15 protein-coding genes are annotated in these 15,996 nt (G+C 63.7%); 4 read left to right on the top strand and 11 right to left on the bottom strand.

All coding sequences use genetic code 11. The features are described from left to right. Nucleotides 1–74 precede the first annotated feature (74 nt). Genes GY937_26655 through GY937_26610 form a run of 10 tightly spaced genes read right to left on the bottom strand, consistent with a single transcriptional unit; the run spans nucleotide 75 to nucleotide 10,763 of the window. On the bottom strand, nucleotides 75–1,562 hold the full coding sequence (locus GY937_26655) for an NADH-quinone oxidoreductase subunit N (GenBank protein ID MCP5060297.1): 1,488 nt from the start codon (nucleotides 1,560–1,562) through the stop codon (nucleotides 75–77). Further along, nucleotides 1,559–3,169: an NADH-quinone oxidoreductase subunit M gene (locus tag GY937_26650; GenBank protein MCP5060296.1), complete on the bottom strand. Its 1,611-nt coding sequence runs from the start codon at nucleotides 3,167–3,169 to the stop codon at nucleotides 1,559–1,561. Before GY937_26650 ends, GY937_26655 begins: the two co-directional genes overlap by 4 nt. Nucleotides 3,170–3,179: 10 nt before the next feature. Beyond that, nucleotides 3,180–5,198 carry an NADH-quinone oxidoreductase subunit L gene (nuoL, locus tag GY937_26645; protein ID MCP5060295.1) on the bottom strand — a complete coding sequence of 673 codons (2,019 nt, stop codon included), beginning with the start codon at nucleotides 5,196–5,198 and terminating at the stop codon, nucleotides 3,180–3,182. Between the two features lie 2 nt (nucleotides 5,199–5,200). Next, on the bottom strand, nucleotides 5,201–5,497 hold the full coding sequence (gene nuoK / locus GY937_26640) for an NADH-quinone oxidoreductase subunit NuoK (protein ID MCP5060294.1): 297 nt from the start codon (nucleotides 5,495–5,497) through the stop codon (nucleotides 5,201–5,203). Beyond that, nucleotides 5,497–5,994, bottom strand: coding sequence for an NADH-quinone oxidoreductase subunit J (locus GY937_26635; GenBank protein ID MCP5060293.1), 498 nt, complete (start codon nucleotides 5,992–5,994; stop codon nucleotides 5,497–5,499). The genes nuoK and GY937_26635 overlap by 1 nt, the downstream gene beginning before the upstream one ends. Further along, a complete protein-coding gene (locus GY937_26630; GenBank protein ID MCP5060292.1) occupies nucleotides 5,991–7,088 on the bottom strand; it encodes an NADH-quinone oxidoreductase subunit H in 1,098 nt (365 codons plus the stop codon). Before GY937_26630 ends, GY937_26635 begins: the two co-directional genes overlap by 4 nt. A 57-nt stretch (nucleotides 7,089–7,145) precedes the next feature. Beyond that, a complete protein-coding gene (locus tag GY937_26625) occupies nucleotides 7,146–8,675 on the bottom strand; it encodes a molybdopterin-dependent oxidoreductase (GenBank protein ID MCP5060291.1) in 1,530 nt (509 codons plus the stop codon). Next, nucleotides 8,645–9,943, bottom strand: coding sequence for an NADH-quinone oxidoreductase subunit NuoF (gene nuoF, locus GY937_26620; GenBank protein MCP5060290.1), 1,299 nt, complete (start codon nucleotides 9,941–9,943; stop codon nucleotides 8,645–8,647). The genes GY937_26625 and nuoF overlap by 31 nt, the downstream gene beginning before the upstream one ends. Nucleotides 9,944–9,951: 8 nt before the next feature. Then, the gene (locus GY937_26615; GenBank protein MCP5060289.1) at nucleotides 9,952–10,416 is read right to left on the bottom strand and encodes an NAD(P)H-dependent oxidoreductase subunit E; all 465 of its coding nucleotides are present in this window, start codon (nucleotides 10,414–10,416) and stop codon (nucleotides 9,952–9,954) included. Continuing rightward, on the bottom strand, nucleotides 10,410–10,763 hold the full coding sequence (locus GY937_26610; GenBank protein ID MCP5060288.1) for an NADH-quinone oxidoreductase subunit A: 354 nt from the start codon (nucleotides 10,761–10,763) through the stop codon (nucleotides 10,410–10,412). The genes GY937_26615 and GY937_26610 overlap by 7 nt, the downstream gene beginning before the upstream one ends. A 179-nt stretch (nucleotides 10,764–10,942) precedes the next feature. Here GY937_26610 and GY937_26605 point away from each other — a divergent pair, with 179 nt between their 5' ends. From GY937_26605 to GY937_26590, 4 genes are all read left to right on the top strand, one after another. Beyond that, nucleotides 10,943–11,947, top strand: coding sequence for an NAD(P)-dependent glycerol-3-phosphate dehydrogenase (locus GY937_26605; GenBank protein MCP5060287.1), 1,005 nt, complete (start codon nucleotides 10,943–10,945; stop codon nucleotides 11,945–11,947). 131 nt (nucleotides 11,948–12,078) lie between these two features. After that, entirely contained in the window at nucleotides 12,079–12,315 is a 237-nt protein-coding gene (locus GY937_26600; GenBank protein MCP5060286.1) for a ferrous iron transport protein A, read from the top strand. Next, a complete protein-coding gene (locus GY937_26595) occupies nucleotides 12,308–14,203 on the top strand; it encodes a ferrous iron transporter B (protein MCP5060285.1) in 1,896 nt (631 codons plus the stop codon). The genes GY937_26600 and GY937_26595 overlap by 8 nt, the downstream gene beginning before the upstream one ends. Then, nucleotides 14,187–15,029 carry a hypothetical protein gene (locus tag GY937_26590; GenBank protein MCP5060284.1) on the top strand — a complete coding sequence of 281 codons (843 nt, stop codon included), beginning with the start codon at nucleotides 14,187–14,189 and terminating at the stop codon, nucleotides 15,027–15,029. Before GY937_26595 ends, GY937_26590 begins: the two co-directional genes overlap by 17 nt. Before the next feature lie 16 nt (nucleotides 15,030–15,045). Here the strand turns inward: GY937_26590 and GY937_26585 are convergent, their stop codons facing one another. Next, nucleotides 15,046–15,798 carry an SDR family oxidoreductase gene (locus GY937_26585; GenBank protein ID MCP5060283.1) on the bottom strand — a complete coding sequence of 251 codons (753 nt, stop codon included), beginning with the start codon at nucleotides 15,796–15,798 and terminating at the stop codon, nucleotides 15,046–15,048. Nucleotides 15,799–15,996 lie beyond the last annotated feature (198 nt).

Below are 15,996 nucleotides of genomic sequence, written 5' to 3'. Positions count from 1 at the left end.
TACAATTGACTTGTTGCAAGGGGGCTTTGCCCCCTTGCAACAAGTCAATTGTAAACCCCGTCCCCGCTGTTGACTTATTGGGAGGTGAGGGCGGCGGCGGATTGGTGGGTCCAATCGATGACGGGGAGCCAATCGAGGGTGTTGGGGAGGAGGCCGAGTACGAGCACGAAGGTCACGCAGGTGGCCAGGACGGCGAACTCGAGGAAGTCGAGTTGCTTTCGGTGGGGATGTTCGCGAGCGGGACGCATGTACATCACGATCGGGAGACGCATGTAGTAGTAGACGGAGACCACGCTCGTAAGCGCCATCAGGATGGCGAGCGGGATCTGCTCGGCACGAATGGCGGCGAGGAAGATCTGGAGCTTGCCCATGAAGCCGGCTGTGCCGGGGATGCCGGCCAGGGAGATCATGAACAGCACCATCGCTGCAGCCAGGCCCGGGCGAAGCCTGGCGAGGCCGTTGAAATCATCGAAGCGGTCCGAGTCCTGGCCTCGGTGGGTAAGCGCGATCATGACGGCGAAGGCACCGAGGTTTCCGAACACGTAAACCGCCAGATAGAAGAGCAAGGCTGCTTGCCCTTCCGCCGTACCCGTCGAGAGCGGAACGAGCAGGTAGCCGGCCTGGGCGATCGCAGACCAGGCGAGCATGCGTTTCACGTTGTCCTGGATGATCGCCATGAGGTTGCCGATCAACATGCTGAGGGCCGCAAGCGCGGCGAGCACGGTTCCCAGAGCCTCTGCGCTCCCGAATGCTTGAGCCAGGATGCGGAGCAGGGCCGCGAAGGACGCCACCTTGACGGTCACGGACATGAACGCGGTGACCGCCGTAGGTGCACCTTCGTAGACATCGGGCGTCCACTGATGAAACGGCACGGAGGAAACCTTGAACGCGAAGCCCACCAGGATGAGCGCGACACCGGCCATCGCCATCGGATCTCCCGGGTCGAAGCTCGCTGAGATCACCGCGAAATGGGTCGCACCTGTCGCGCCATACACCAGCGCCATTCCGTAGAGCAGAAGTGCCGTCGCGAACGAGCCAGCCACGAAGTACTTGAGCGCCGATTCGTTGCTACGCGGCTTGCCGCGATCGAAACCGGCGAGCACGTAGAGCGGGATCGACATCAACTCGATGCCCAGGAAGACGCTCAGGAAATCGACGGCCGATACCAGCAGGACCATGCCGGCAGTCGAGAGCAACAGCAATGCGTAGAACTCGCCGTGATGGATGCGCAGTTCCTGCAAGTAGCCATTGGCGAGCAGACATGAGAGGAGGGCTGCGCCTGCGACCAGACCGATCGAGAAGTAGCTGAACCGGTCGAGGTTGAGCATCGGATGGTCTGGATTGAATGCGGGCGCACCGGCGGAGATGAAACCCTGGGCAGCGATCACGACGACGACGAGCAAGGTCGCACCAGATAGCCCCACGAAAACGCTACCTGCGCCGCTCTTTCCGGTTCCGCGGGAGCTGAGAAAGAGCTCGGTCAACAGCACGGCGAAGGCGCCCGACGCGAGAAGAAGAACCGGCAGGATAGGGACGATGTGGAGCGTGGGCGCCGGGATCATCGGCGGCCCTCTTCGCCAGGCCCAGCGAGCTCCGGAGGCTCTGTCATCACGGTCCGCACTTCCATCACTCGAAGCGTCTCGCGAACCGAGGGATGAAGCCGCTTCAAGAACGTCTCCGGGTGGATACCGATCCAGAAGATCGGGATGAGCAGCGCAACCAACACGGCCTTCTCCCGGCCGCCGAGATCGATGAGCCCGCGGTTCTCGGGGTTTTCCACCGGGCCGAAGACGACCCTTCTGTACATCCACAGCATGTACACCGCGGCCAGGACCACGCCGAGGGTGGCCGCAGCCCCCACCCAGGCGTTCACGCGAAAGGTGCCGAGGAGAATCAGGAACTCCCCGACGAAACCGTTCAGCAGGGGAAGTCCGATACTCGCCATGACGACCACGCCGAAGATGGCCGCAAAGACCGGCATGGGCTTGGCAATGCCACCGAATTCGGAGATCTCGCGGGTCTTCCGCCGCTCGTAGAGCATGCCGATCAACAGGAAGAGCGCGCCGGTGGTGATGCCGTGGTTCACCATCTGGAGCACGCTCCCCTCCAATCCCTCCACGTTCAGGGCGAACATGCCGAGCATCACGAAGCCCAGGTGAGCCACCGAGGAGTAGGCGACCAGACGCTTGACGTCGGTCTGTACCATCGCCACCAGGGCGCCGTAGAGGATGCCCACCAATGCAAGACCGAAGAAGAGCGGCACGAATTCGACCGCCGCTACGGGAAAGAGCGGCAAGGCGAAGCGCAGGAATCCGTAGCCACCCATCTTGAGAAGCACGCCGGCCAGCAATACCGAACCCGCAGTGGGTGCCTCGGTATGCGCATCGGGCAGCCATGTGTGCAGCGGAACCAGCGGCACCTTGATGGCGAATGCCAGGGCAAAGGCGGCGAACAGCCAGAACTGGGTCTGCCACCAGGGGGCACCGCCAATCGGCACGAACGTGTCGAGAAGAGCGGGCACATGGCTCCCCGGCGGCGTGATGAGATCGAAGTTCCAGACCCCGAACTGCTCCGCATGCAACCAGGCGAGGGCCACCAACGCCACCAACATGAGCAAGGAGCCGACCATCGTGAACAGGAAGAACTTCACGGCCGCGTAGACACGGCGGGGCCCGCCCCAGACCCCGATCAAGAAGACCATTGGCACCAGCATCAGCTCCCAGAAGAGGTAGAACTGAAGCAAGTTCAACGAGGCGAACGTGCCGAGCATGCCCGTCTCGAGAAAGAGCATGAAGAAGACATAGCCACGTAACGAACGGCCCACGTCGTTCCACGACGCCACCAACACGATCGGCATCAGGAACGCCGTCAGGCAGATCAGCAGCAGGCTGATGCCATCGAGGCCTACGTACCAGTTGATGCCAAGAGCCGGAATCCAGGCGGCATGCGCGACGAACTGCATCTCGATCCGGGTCGGGTCGTAGCCGATCCAGAGCATCGCAGTGAGCACCAGCGTGGCCAGGGAGGCGCCGAGTCCGAGGCCCCTCCAGATCTGTGGCGGCAAGCTTCCGCCCGCCGAATGCGCGACCCCATCGACCGCGAACAACATCAATCCCGTCGCAAGGGGCATGAGGATGACGTAGGTGAGGAGATCGGGCAGCTCGGTCAACTCGAGGCCCTCACGTCGCCAGGTAGCCGATGATCGCCAGCGTTCCGACGAGCATCAGGAAGAGGTAGCCCTGAACCAGACCCGATTGCGCATACTTGAGCATGTCCGCCGCAAGGGCACGAACGCCCCGGGCGGTGCCACCAATCAACAGGCCATCCAACAAGCGAGAATCGATCCCGCGGTAGAGCAAGCGATCCGAGATCCTGACGAAGGGCTGAACGAGGATCCGGTCGTAGAGTTCATCGACCCAGAAGCGACCCTCGACCAGCCGGAAGGCTCCACCTAGCAACCCTCGGATCTTCGCGGGATAGGCTGGGCGAGCCACGTAGAGCCAGTAGGCGAGAGCAGCCCCGGAAAACGCCACCAGGGTGGCGACTGCGGCCAGCTTCCACTCGAGGCTGTGTTCCACATCGTGGCTCATGCTGGCCAGTACGGGCGCCACGAAGTTCCCGAAGCTGTTCGCATCTTCGATCGGGATGAATGCCTCGGAGGGCCCGAACACGACGCCTCCGGCTACCGCGAGGATCGCCAAGATGATCAAGGGGATCGTGACGGTGCGGGGAGACTCCTGGATGCTCCCCTGTTGCTCCCGGGTCATGCGACACTCACCGAAGAAGACCCGAAAGTACAACCGGAACATGTAGAAGGCCGTAAGGCCCGCGGTGAAGAGCGCGACCCGGTAGAGGATTGCATGGCCTGGTACATGGTTGGCCAGGTGAACCGACAAGAGGATTTCGTCTTTCGAGAAGAACCCCGACAAGTAGGGCGCACCGGCGATCGCGAGCACTCCGGCCAGAAACGTGAGCCGGGTCCAGACCAGGAAGCGATGCAAGCCGCCCATCTTGTCGATGTCCTGCTCGTGATGCACGGCCAGGATCACCGACCCCGCAGCGAGGAAGAGCAAGGCCTTGAACCAGGCATGGGTAGTGAGGTGCCAGATCGCGGCGCCGTAGGCACCGCAACCTGCCGCAAGAAACATGAACCCGAGTTGGCTCACGGTGGAGTAAGCCAACACCTTCTTGATGTCGGTCTGCGCGATGGCCACGACAGCCGCAAAGAGGGCCGTCAACGCGCCAACCCAGGCGATCACGGCGGAGGCACCCGGTGCAGCCGCGTACAGAAAGCTCATCCGGCACACCAGATAGACTCCCGCCGTCACCATCGTGGCGGCGTGGATCAAGGCGGAGACGGGTGTCGGGCCCGCCATGGCGTCCGGGAGCCATACGTAGAGCGGAAGCTGGGCCGACTTTCCCGCCGCGCCCAGGAAGAAGCACAGGCCGATCAACGTGGCGAGCTTCCATTGCGCACCACCCAGCCAGTCCGGGAGCTGCACCACCTGGTCCGCGATCAGGGGAAAGGCGGCCTGGAGTTCCTGGAACGTTACAGTGCCGCGGCCCACATCCTGAAGCGCCCAGAAGAGCAGGAACATTCCCACCAGGAAGCCGAAATCGCCGATGCGATTGACGATGAAGGCCTTGCTGCCGCAATAGGCGTTCCACTCATCGCTGTACCAGAATCCGATCAGCAGATAGGAGCAGAGTCCGACGCCCTCCCATCCCAGGAACATGAGCAGCAGGTTGTCGGCCAGGACCAGAACCAACATCGAGAAGGTGAAGAGGTTCAGGTAGGCAAAGAAGCGCTGGAAGCCCTTGTCCTCTCTCGCGTCGGCGTCCATGTATCCGATCGAGTAGACATGGATCAGGAAGCCCACTCCGGAAACGATCAGGATCATCACGGCGGAGAGCGGGTCGAGCAGGAACGCGACCTCTGCGCTGAACGGCCCGGCGCCAATCCAGGTGAAGAGCCCCTCTTGAAGAACGCGGCTACCGGCGGGCAACTCCGTCAGAGCCAGCAGTGCGACGAATGAGAACACGAAGGTGAGCCCCGTAGCGCCACAAGAAAGCGCGATCGTCGCAATGCGAGGCAACGGCTGACGCAACAGGCCAAGGCAGAGTCCGTGGATGACCGCTGCGATTAGAGGCAACGCAGGTATCCAATGCAGCAGGTCGTACTCGGCCGGCCCGGTCACGCCTACCACTTGAGCAGGCTCGCGTCTTCGACGTTCAACGACTCGCGGTTCCTGAAGAGCGCGATCACGATGCCCAGGCCGACGGCGACTTCCGCCGCGGCGACAACGATCACCATCAACACGAGCATCTGGCCTGCCGCATCCGCCCATTGGCGGGAGAAGGCTACGAGCGCCAGGTTGACCGCATTCAGCATCAGCTCGATCGACATCAGGACCACGATCACGTTTCGTCGCACGAGCGCACCCACGGTACCGATGGCGAACAGAATGGCTGAGAGGACGACCGCCTCGCCGACCATCATTCGCTGCTCCGGCGAGCGAGGATGACGGCACCGACCATGGCCGAGAGGAGCAGGAGGGAGCTCACTTCGAACGCCAATACGTAATCCGTGAAGAGCAATGTGGCGAGCGACCGGTAGCCACCGAAGCCTTCCGGCAAGGCCGCGGCTTCCGGGAAGTGCAATGGAAGCAGGCCCACGAGCCCTACCGCCGCAGCCAGCCCGAGGGCCGCGGCGATCGCCTTGGTCACCCATTGCCGACCCGATGCGAAACCGTCCTCGCGCAGGTTCAGGAGCATCACCACGAAGAGGAAGACGACGACGATTGCGCCGGCGTAGACCAGAATCTGGAGCACGCCAATCAAGTACGCCTCCAACAAGACGTAGACGCCGCCCAGGGAGACCATCGTCGCGGTGAGTGAGAGTGCACCGGCCACGATATTGCGGACGTTCAGCACCATCCCGAGGGCACCCGCAACGGCGATTGCAGCGAAGGCGTAGAAGATCCATTCGCTCATGCCAACACCGCTTCGACCCAGAGAATGATGGCGCCCGTCACGAACACGTTCGCGATCGAGAGCGGCAAGATCACCTTCCAGCACAGATCCATCACCTGGTCGTACCGAAAACGCGGCAAGGTCCAGCGCAGCGCCATCTGCAACCAGATCATCAACACGACCTTCGTCAAGAACGAGAGGACGTGCAGGACGAGGCAGACACCGGTCGCGAAGCCCTCGCCGAAACCAGCACCGATGAATCCAATGATCGTCTCCTGGGGCAGGAACGGAATCGCCCAGCCTCCGAAGAAGAGCGTGGTGAGAATACAGCCGATCACCGGCACCTCGAGGAACTCGGCCGTGTAGAAGAGGCCGAAGCGCATCCCCGAGTATTCCAGGTGATATCCGGCAACGAGTTCGCTCTCGCCTTCCGGTGCGTCGAAGGGCGGGCGCTTGTTCTCGGCCATGATGCAGGTGAGGAAGAGCACGAAGCCGAGCGGTTGCAGGAAGACGCCCCAGAGCGGAAGGCGAATCCAGCCCAGAATGGAGGGGAGTTCCACGCCCCCCAGATGCTCCACGAAGCCGAGCAAACGGAAGCTGTCATCTTGCCAGGCAGCCATCGCAGGAAGCTGCAGGGTTTCGTAGACCATGAACAAGCCGACGATCGAGAGGCCCATCGTGACCTCGTAGGAGATCATCTGGGCCGAAGCACGCATCGAACCGAGCAGGCTCCAGTTGTTGTTGCTGGACCAGCCTGCCATCACGGCGCCGTAGGTAGCGATGGATCCCACGGCGAACACGAAGAGCATTCCCCAATCGATGTCCGCCACCACCAGGCTCAGCGTCGACTCGCCGAAGACATAGGTGCCTCCGTACGGAATGACCGCAAGCGTGATGATCGCCGGCACGATCGCGACGACCGGAGCCAGCAGATGGAGAATGCGATTCGCGCCGGCCGGAACGAAGTCTTCCTTCGAGAAGAGCTTCAGTACGTCCGCCATCGGATGCAGCAGGCCGAGGATCGTCACGCCCATCAGATCCGCACGATTCGCCCCGATGCGATCCTGCATCACAGCGCTCTGCTTGCGCTCCACCCAGGTGATGAGTGGCAACATGGCCGCCAACACGACGAGCACGATGAACAGCAGCTTGAGCACCACCTCCAACACGGCTCAATCAGCCTCGCGTTCGTGCTCGGACCCGTCGTCGATCGACAGGTCCAACGCCGAGGCGATCCGTGCGAGAACGTGTGCCTCAGCGACGGCTTCGAACGCGGGCTCCAGAGCCGCAGGAACGGCCTGGATGCGGCCCTCGAAGTTGGTCACGGTGCCGCCTTTCTCGGCCAGATGGCGAGCCGGTATGACGACGTCAGCTACCTGCTCCAGGCGTGAGCGATGGGTATCGAGCAGGATCACCGCGTCGAGCGCCGCGAGCGGTTCGGGCGAACCCAGGAACTGCTCGTGGATGATGTCATGGCCGAGCACGATCAGGACCCGGACCCCACCACCGCGGATCTTGTCGAGCAGCAGCCCCGGCTCGCCAAAGCCAGCCGCCCGGGCACCTTCCGCATTCGCCGCCTTTTCCGGCCGGACCAACAATGCGTCTCCCGCGCCGGTCACGATCGGCAGGCCGTGGGTCTCGCTGCCAAGCGCGGCCAACAGCCCACGCAACGCGGCCAGATCTTCGTTCGTCGCATGGCCGGAAGCCAGCGCCGCCACCACACCCGGGCCTTCTTTCTCGACCGCTTCACGCACCAGCCGCGCGGCCCGGTCGATGGCCTGATCGATCGTCGCGCCGATCAGTTCACCCGAATCTCCGCGGAGCGCGGCCTCCCTGATCCGATCCGGCGCACCAATTTCCTGATAGGTCATACGACCGGAATCACAGAGCCACGTATCGTTCACGTCATCGTTGCGTCTGGGCGTGTAGCGCCGCACCTGATCGTCGGCCACGCCAACATGGACGTTGCAACCTCGCGAGCAACCCGTACAAATGCCCGGCACCTCTTCCAGGAACCAGACCCGCACCTTGAAACGAAAATCCCGTGTCGTGAGCGCGCCAACCGGGCAGATATCCGCCACGTTCATCGAGTAGTCGTTCTCGAGTGGCTTGCCGGGAAACGTCTCGACCGTCGAGCGATCGCCGCGCTGGGTGATGGCAAGCTCGCTCGTTCCCGGTATCTCTCGACAGAAGCGCACACAGCGGCGGCAGAGGATGCAGCGCTCCTGGTCGAATACGATCGTCGCACCCAGGTCGACACGTTTCTTCAGCGCCCGGCGAGGCTCTCGAGTGCGCGTATGCATCTGGCCGTACTCGAATGCGTAGTCTTGAAGCTTGCATTCGCCAGCCTGGTCGCAGATCGGGCAATCGAGCGGGTGGTTGACGAGCATCAGCTCCATCACACCCGCGCGAGCCTTCAGGACACGCTCGTTCCTCGTATGGACGACCATGCCCTCCCGAACCGGGGTATCGCACGCGATCTGCAGCTTGGGAATGCCCTCCACTTCGACCTGGCACATGCGGCATGAGCCATCGACCGAGAGCTTCGGATGCCAACAGTAGTGGGGGATGTCGACGCCCTTCATGAGGACGCCGAGTTCGTCGAGGGCTTGCAGAAGGGTCAGCCCCTCCTCGACCTCATAACGCGTTCCATCGATCGTAATGCGCAGCATCAGATCTCGAAGCTTTCCGGGAGCGGACATTTCTGGGCGTGTACGTGGCCCTGGAACTCCGAACGAAAATGGCGCAGGAGGGCTTGCACGGGCCAGGCTGCTGCATCCGCAAAGGCGCAGATCGTGGCCCCTTCCATTTTTCCGGCGACATCCTCCAACACGTCGAGGTCGGCTTCGGTTCCGCTTCCGCGCTCGATCCGAAGCAGCAGTTTGTGCATCCAGCCCGTGCCCTCGCGACATTGCGTGCATTGGCCACAGGATTCGTCTCGAAAGAACTCGGAGATGACACACCCGACGCGAACCATGCAGGTGGTCTCGTCCATCACGATCACGCCTCCGGTGCCAAGCGAGCTGCCATGTTCGCGCAGGAATTCGTTGGCCATCGGCACGTCGAGGTGTCCTGCAGGAAGCACCGGCATCGATACGCCACCCGGAATGGCGGCCTTCAGCTTGCGGCCAGCGCGAACGCCGCCGGCGTGCTCGAAGATGATCTCGTCCAGCCTCGTACCGAGGGGCAACTCGTAGAGCCCGGGTCGCTCCACATGCCCTGAAACACCGAAGAGTGTCGTTCCGGGACTCTCTTCGGTCCCGATACTCCGAAACCAGTCGACGCCCCGCGCGAAGATATGCGGCACGTGACAGAAGGTCTCGACGTTGTTCACGGTGGTCGGTCGACCAAAGGCTCCGCGCTCGGCGGGGAACGGGGGTTTGCGGCGAGGCTGCCCCTTCTTCCCTTCCAGGGATTCGAGGAGCCCTGTTTCTTCCCCGCAGATGTAGGCGCCCGCACCGCGCACCAGCACGATCTGGTGGGCAAAACCTGTCCCGAGCACGTTGGAGCCAAGCACACCTGCTGCGGTGGCATCATCGATCGCCCGCTGGAGAATACGCGCCGGCTCCGCGTACTCGCCCCGTATGTAGAGAAACGTCGTGGCGGCTCCGGTTGCAAAGGCAGGGATCAGGATCCCTTCGATGAGCTGGTGCGGGCCCCGTTCCATCAAGACACGGTCCTTGAACGAGCCAGGTTCCGATTCGTCTGCGTTGCAGACGAGGTAGCTCGGCCCAGCCCCATCCCGCGGCATGAACGACCACTTCGTACCGGCATCGAAGCCGGCGCCGCCACGCCCCTTGAGCCCGGCTCTCTTCAGTGTCCCGATCACGTCGTCCGGGCTCTGCTCCACGAGCACGCGACGTGCCGTCTCGTAGCCGCCCCGTGCGCGGAAGCCCGAGAGGGTGGTGTAACCGTCGTCGGCAAAATGCTCGGTCAGGTAATGGGTGACATGAGGAACCCGATGACCCATCCCGCGAGCTACTCCAATCCGTCCAGGAGCTGCTGAGCGCGCGCCCAATCGAGGTCCAGATGGTAGGCGTCGTCGATGCGGAGCATCGGTGCATTGCCGCAGGCGCCGAGGCATTCCTCATGGCCCAGACTGATCCTGCCGTCGGAGGTCGTTTGACCCGCATGCACACCGAGGTACGCCTGCAACTGGCGCAGCAATCCGCGGCCACCGCGCAGAGAGCACGTGAGGCTCGTGCAGACGTTCACCTCGTGACGTCCTCGGGGCTGAGCCCGAAAGTGGTTGTAGAAACTGACGACCTCGAGAACCTCGGTCGGATGCAGCTCGAAGATCCGCGCCACCTCCTCCATCGCCTCGAGAGAGAGATGACCGTGTTCCTCCTGCACGAGCCGCAATGCGGCGAGCAATGCTCCGCGCTTCTCGGGCATCTTGGCGATCTCAGCATCGATGGCCGCGCGGGTTTCCACGCTCACCATTCGAGGGCGCCTTTCTTCCACTCGTAGACCAGGCCGAGCACGAGGGGGATGGTGAACACCGCCATCACGGCGAACCCATAACCACCGAGATCCCGAAAGATCGCACCCCACGGATAGAAGAACATCGCTTCCACGTCGAAGAGCACGAATAACATCGCGACCAGATAGAACTTCACGGAGAACCGCTGGTGGGGCGAAACGATCTGGTCTTCGCCGCACTCGAAGGGTTCCTGCTTCGCGGCGAACTCGCGCTTCGGCGAGAGCGCACGGTGGAGAACGAGAAATCCAGCAGCAACGAGCAGCGCAAGAGCCAGGATCAGCAGGATGCCGACGAACTCCATGAGCATGCGCGCACCCCCCAACTCGCCTACGCCTGCGCCAGCCAACCCGGAAGAAGCCGGGAACGGGCTGGCAGGAAAACCACCTAACTCCCCGTCATAGAAGCGGAATTCGCGCCGAAGCTAGCCCCGGGGCTGGCACTCGTCAATGGAAAGACCGGCCCGGAAGGCGGTTACACTCCGCGCCCATGCCCACCCCTGTCGCAGTTCTCGGAGCCGGAAGCTTCGGCACATGTCTCGCGGTGCTCGCGGCGCACGATCACGATGTCACGATCTGGGCGCGCGATCCCGAGACTGCGGAATCCATCGAGCGCGAACGCCGCAACCCGAGATACCTGAGCGACATCGAACTCCCGGCCAACATCAGGGCGACCTCCGATCTGAACGAAGCCCTGGCGGATCGGGAAATCGTGATCTGCGCAGTTCCGAGCCACGGAGTTCGTGAGGTGATGTCCCGCGCGGGCAAGGCCATGGATCAGGACGCGATTCTCGTCTCCACCGTGAAGGGCATCGAGGTCGAGACCGGGATGGTGATGCATCAGATACTCGAGGATGTACTTCCAGAAGCCCTGCATCCGCGCATCGTGTGCCTCTCCGGCCCCTCCTTCGCGCACGAGATCGCGATGCAGAAGCCCACCGCCGTCACATTGGCCTGCCGCGAGGAGGTCTACGCCATTGCCGTGCAGACGGCTCTCTCCTGCTCATGGTTCCGCTGTTACACCCATGACGATGTGGTGGGTGTGGAGATCGGCGGCGCGCTCAAGAACGTGGTCGCCATCGCCGTCGGTATCTGCGACGGCCTCGCGGCGGGCATGAACGCACGGGCAGGCCTGATGACCCGCGGCCTGCGCGAGATCACCCGCCTCGGCCAGGCACTGGGCGCCAACCCCCTGACCTTCCTGGGGCTTTCCGGAATGGGCGACCTGATCCTCACTTGCACCGGCGATCTCTCCCGCAACCGCAACGTGGGCCTCGAGATCGGCCGCGGCCGCAGTCTCGACGAGATCATCGCCGGCATGAACCAGGTGGCCGAGGGCGTCCGAACGACCTACGCCGTATGTGAGCTGGCCACCCGGCTCGGCGTGGACATGCCCATCGCCTTCGGGGTGCGTCAAATCCTGCGGGGCGAGGTCGACCCGAAGGCCGGCGGCATGGCCCTGATGGTTCGGCAGCTGCGAAGCGAGAATGAGTAGGCGGGAACACGCGAACGCGTTCTCAAACTGAGATTTTCCCCGTCAGGACGGGAAGTTGACGCTTCCGCGCCAGGTCCGTAGCCTCCCCAATACCGCGAAATCGAAATTCATTTTCATTATTTTCCACTGTGATCGAACCCGTCCTCCTATCCGAACTGCCCGTCGGGGCGACTGCCAAGGTGATCGCCGTCGACGCCCCGGGACCTCTCGGCACCCGCCTCCGAGATCTCGGCCTGCATCCCGGGACCGTCGTGCACTGTCTGCGGCGCGCGCCCCTCGGCGACCCGCGCATCTACGAGCTGCGCGGAGTCCAGCTATGCCTGCGCCGCAGCGAGGCAGGGCTCGTGCGTGTGAACACCGATGACTGAAGCCGCTGCCCCGCCGCTTCTTCGGCTAGGCCTGGTCGGCAGTCCCAACTCGGGCAAGACCACGCTATTCAACGCCCTGACCGGCCTGCGGGCCAAGGTCGGCAACTACCCGGGCGTGACGGTCGAGCGGCGGGAGGGAACCGCCCAGCTCGGTGGGCGGAGCGTGCAGATCATCGACTTGCCGGGCACCTACGGCCTCGAGCCGATGAGCCCGGACGAGGCCGTGGTGAGCCGGGTCCTGGAAGGGAAGGTCGCGAACGTAGCCGCACCGGACGCTCTGATCATCACAGTCGACGCTTGCGCCATCTCCCGATCGCTTGGCTTCGTGGCCGAGTTGGTGAACGAGGGGCTGCCGACCTGCCTGGTCCTCACCATGACCGACGAGCTCCATGCGCGTGGCGGGAAGCTCGACGTGGAACGCTTGCGCGCCGCTCTCGGAATTCCGGTCCTGAGCGTGGTCGGCCATCGCGGGATCGGCCTCGACGCCCTTCGTCAACTCCTTCCCCGGCCGTCCGAGTGGGAGCGCCCGCCCATCCCACCGCCGACCGACGAGATGGAACGCCACGCCTGGTGTGAATCGGTGCTGGAACGGGTCGTCCTGCGTGCGCCCGGCCGCGACCCCTGGACCGAGCGAATCGACCGGATCGTGCTCCACCCGTTGGGTGGAAGCGCATTGTTCATCGCGGTCATGGTGCTCTTCTTCCAGCTGATCTTCGCCTGGGCGACGCCTGCCATGGATGCCATCGACGCAGGCATGAGCACCCTGGCTGGCGCGGTACGCACCGTGCTGCCCGCCGGCCTGCTCGCCGATTTCTTGAGCGATGGCCTGATCGCAGGGGTCGGCTCGGTCGTGATCTTCCTGCCCCAGATCATGCTGCTCTTCGGGCTGCTCTACCTGCTGGAAGACGTGGGCTACATGGCGCGAGCCGCGTTCGTGGTCGATCGGCTGATGGCGCGCATCGGCCTCGAAGGCCGAGCGTTCGTCGCTCTGCTGTCTTCCTATGCGTGCGCCGTCCCGGGCATCATGGCCGCACGTACCGTGCCCTCACCGCGGCACCGGTTGGTGACGATCCTGGTTGCACCCTTGATCACCTGCTCCGCACGACTCCCGGTGTACGCGCTCTTGATCGGCGCGTTCGTGCCGGCCACGACGGTCTGGGGTGGGCTCGGACTGCAAGGCCTCGTACTGCTGGGCTTGTACGTGCTCGGAGGCATCACGGCCCTGATCGCGGCCTCCGTGTTGAGCCGCTTCGTCGTCGGCCACGCATCCCTGCCCTTCGTCCTCGAACTGCCACCGTATCGCGTGCCGCCCTTCCGGCTCTGGCTCTCCCAGGTCTGGGGCGCAGCGAGCGCCTTCCTGCGTCGGGCCGGCACGATCATCCTGCTGGCCTCGATCGTCTTGTGGGGGCTCCTTACCTTCCCCCGGGTCGACATACCGGCCGGCACCTCGGAAAGGGAAGCCAGCCGCTACGCCTTGGAACACAGCGCAGCCGGCTCCCTGGGGCGTGCGATCGAACCCGTGATCGCACCGCTGGGTTTCGATTGGAAGATAGGCGTCGGCCTGGTCGCGAGCCTCGCGGCTCGGGAGGTCATCGTCGCGACCCTTGCCCAGGTCTACGCCGCCTCCGAGGATGAAGACACTTCCCTGCGCGAGGCGATTCGCCAAGATGTCGACCCGCGAACAGGCGAGCGCGTCTTCACCTCCGCAACGGTTGCTTCGCTACTCATCTTCTTCGTATTCGCCCTTCAGTGCACATCCACCCTCGCGGTGATGCGCCGGGAGACCAACTCCTGGCGTTGGCCTGCCTTTGCTTTCGCCTACCTTCTCGCTCTCGCCTACGGCGCCAGCTTTCTCACATATCGGATCGTCAGTGCTTTTTCGACATGACATCTTCACCCTCTTGGCGGCCGCGCTGCTCTCGCTGTCGCTCGGCTGCGGCACCACCTACACCCGACAGACCCTGCACGCTGACGATCATCTTTCCGTGGTGCTCCGCGCAGAGCTGAAGGACGACACGACGGTCGAGCGTCATTTCCGGCACCCGGCCACGCTCTCGAACATCCGCCTGGCGCACATCCTCTCGAGCATCGATGTGCGCACCGCAGTCGATGACGACGGCGGCCAGCGAAAACCCGCCATCGAGACCTCGCTCCTCTACCCCCTGGGCGATGCCCTCAGCGATGCTCTCGCCAAGGCGAAGAGCGACCAGGAGGTGATCGTCCAGATCACGCGCAAGGAGAAGCGCCTCGGCATCTTCCATCAGAACTACATGACGAGCTTCGTCGCCTACGTCGGTGCGGACGACCTGCTCTACATCCACCTGAACCGCGTCGATTGGCCGGTGCCGAAGAGTTCGAACATCGAGATCAAGGAGCCTGCCGTCGGGCGTGAGGTAATGAGCTTCAAAGTGATCGGAGCAGATGCCATTGCCCCCGTCGGGCACCAGGCCGTCGCCGTCGAGTGGCGCGACCCGAGCTTCCGGAAAGCCTCGAACATCCGGGTCGGTCCGACCGGCAAGGTACTGCGCAAGACGATCCTGCTAGGCGAACCGGAAGAAGCCCCGGAAGACACGCCCGAGATCCCCATCGAACGCATCCCCGACGACCCGGAAGCCCTCCGCGCCCTCGCCGAACTCGAAGAAGCACGAAGAGCAGGCGAGATCACCGAAACCGAATACCGCCGCCAACGCCGCAACCTGATCACGGTCCACTAAGTCAACGAGCGGGGACTTAGTTTCCTTTGTGTTGGCCGCCGTCTACGGCGAGGGTGATGCCGGTGATCCAGCTGGCCGGCGCTGACGACAGGAAGACCGTCGCGGCGGCGACTTCTTCCGCGGTACCCAGGCGACCGAACGGGATCGAGTTGCGGATCCCCTCGTACATCTCGTTGTTGACCTTCTTCACGGTCTCCCACATTCCGCCGGGAAACTCGATCGAGCCGGGCGCCACGGTGTTCACCCGGATGCCCCGGGGTGCCAAATTGATGGCGAGTGTCTTCGAGTGACTCATCAACGCGGCCTTGACGGCGGCGTAGGCGGCCGGGGAGCCCGCTTCTAGGCCCGAGGTCGACGAGATGTGGATCACTGAGCCGCCACCGGCCTCGGACATCCACGGAACGACCTTCCATGTGGCGCGCACGGAAGCCATCATGTCGACGTTGAAGCCAGCGGCCCAGCCAGCCTCGTCGTCGCTCACCCCGAAGCCCGAGGCATTGTTCACGAGCACGTCCACGCCGCCAAGTGCCGCGCGTGCGTCATCCAGGAAGCCGCCTAGCGAGCTCGCATCCGCCACATCGCAAGGAGCCGCGTAGGCACGCACACCCCGGGCCTCGATCTCCTTGGCGGTTTCTTCCAGAGGACCTTCGCTGCGGGCGCAGATCGCCACGTTCGCGCCCTCGCCCGCGAAGGCCAGGGCCGTCGCCCGCCCGATCCCCTTGCTTCCCCCGGTGATCACCACCGCCTTGTCCGCGAGTCCCAGATCCATGCCGCCCTCCCGATGCTCGATGGTCCCATGCTAGCCCGGTTGGGATCACGGGTGCCGCCACCTAGCCCCAATCCGTCATTGGATCCGGGCCCCTGAGGGTATCGGTCCGGGTCAGGCGGCGAGTTGTTCGATGGCCCGATTGAATCGTTGGCGGGTGGAGGCCTCGGCAGCGATCCGCAGCTCGGCGCGCCCCTGAGG

It is taken from the genome of bacterium (assembly GCA_024228115.1).
Lineage (GTDB): Bacteria > Myxococcota_A > UBA9160 > UBA9160 > UBA6930.
Note: the sequence above shows the minus strand (reverse complement) of the source record. Positions and strands in the feature narration are given on the sequence as shown.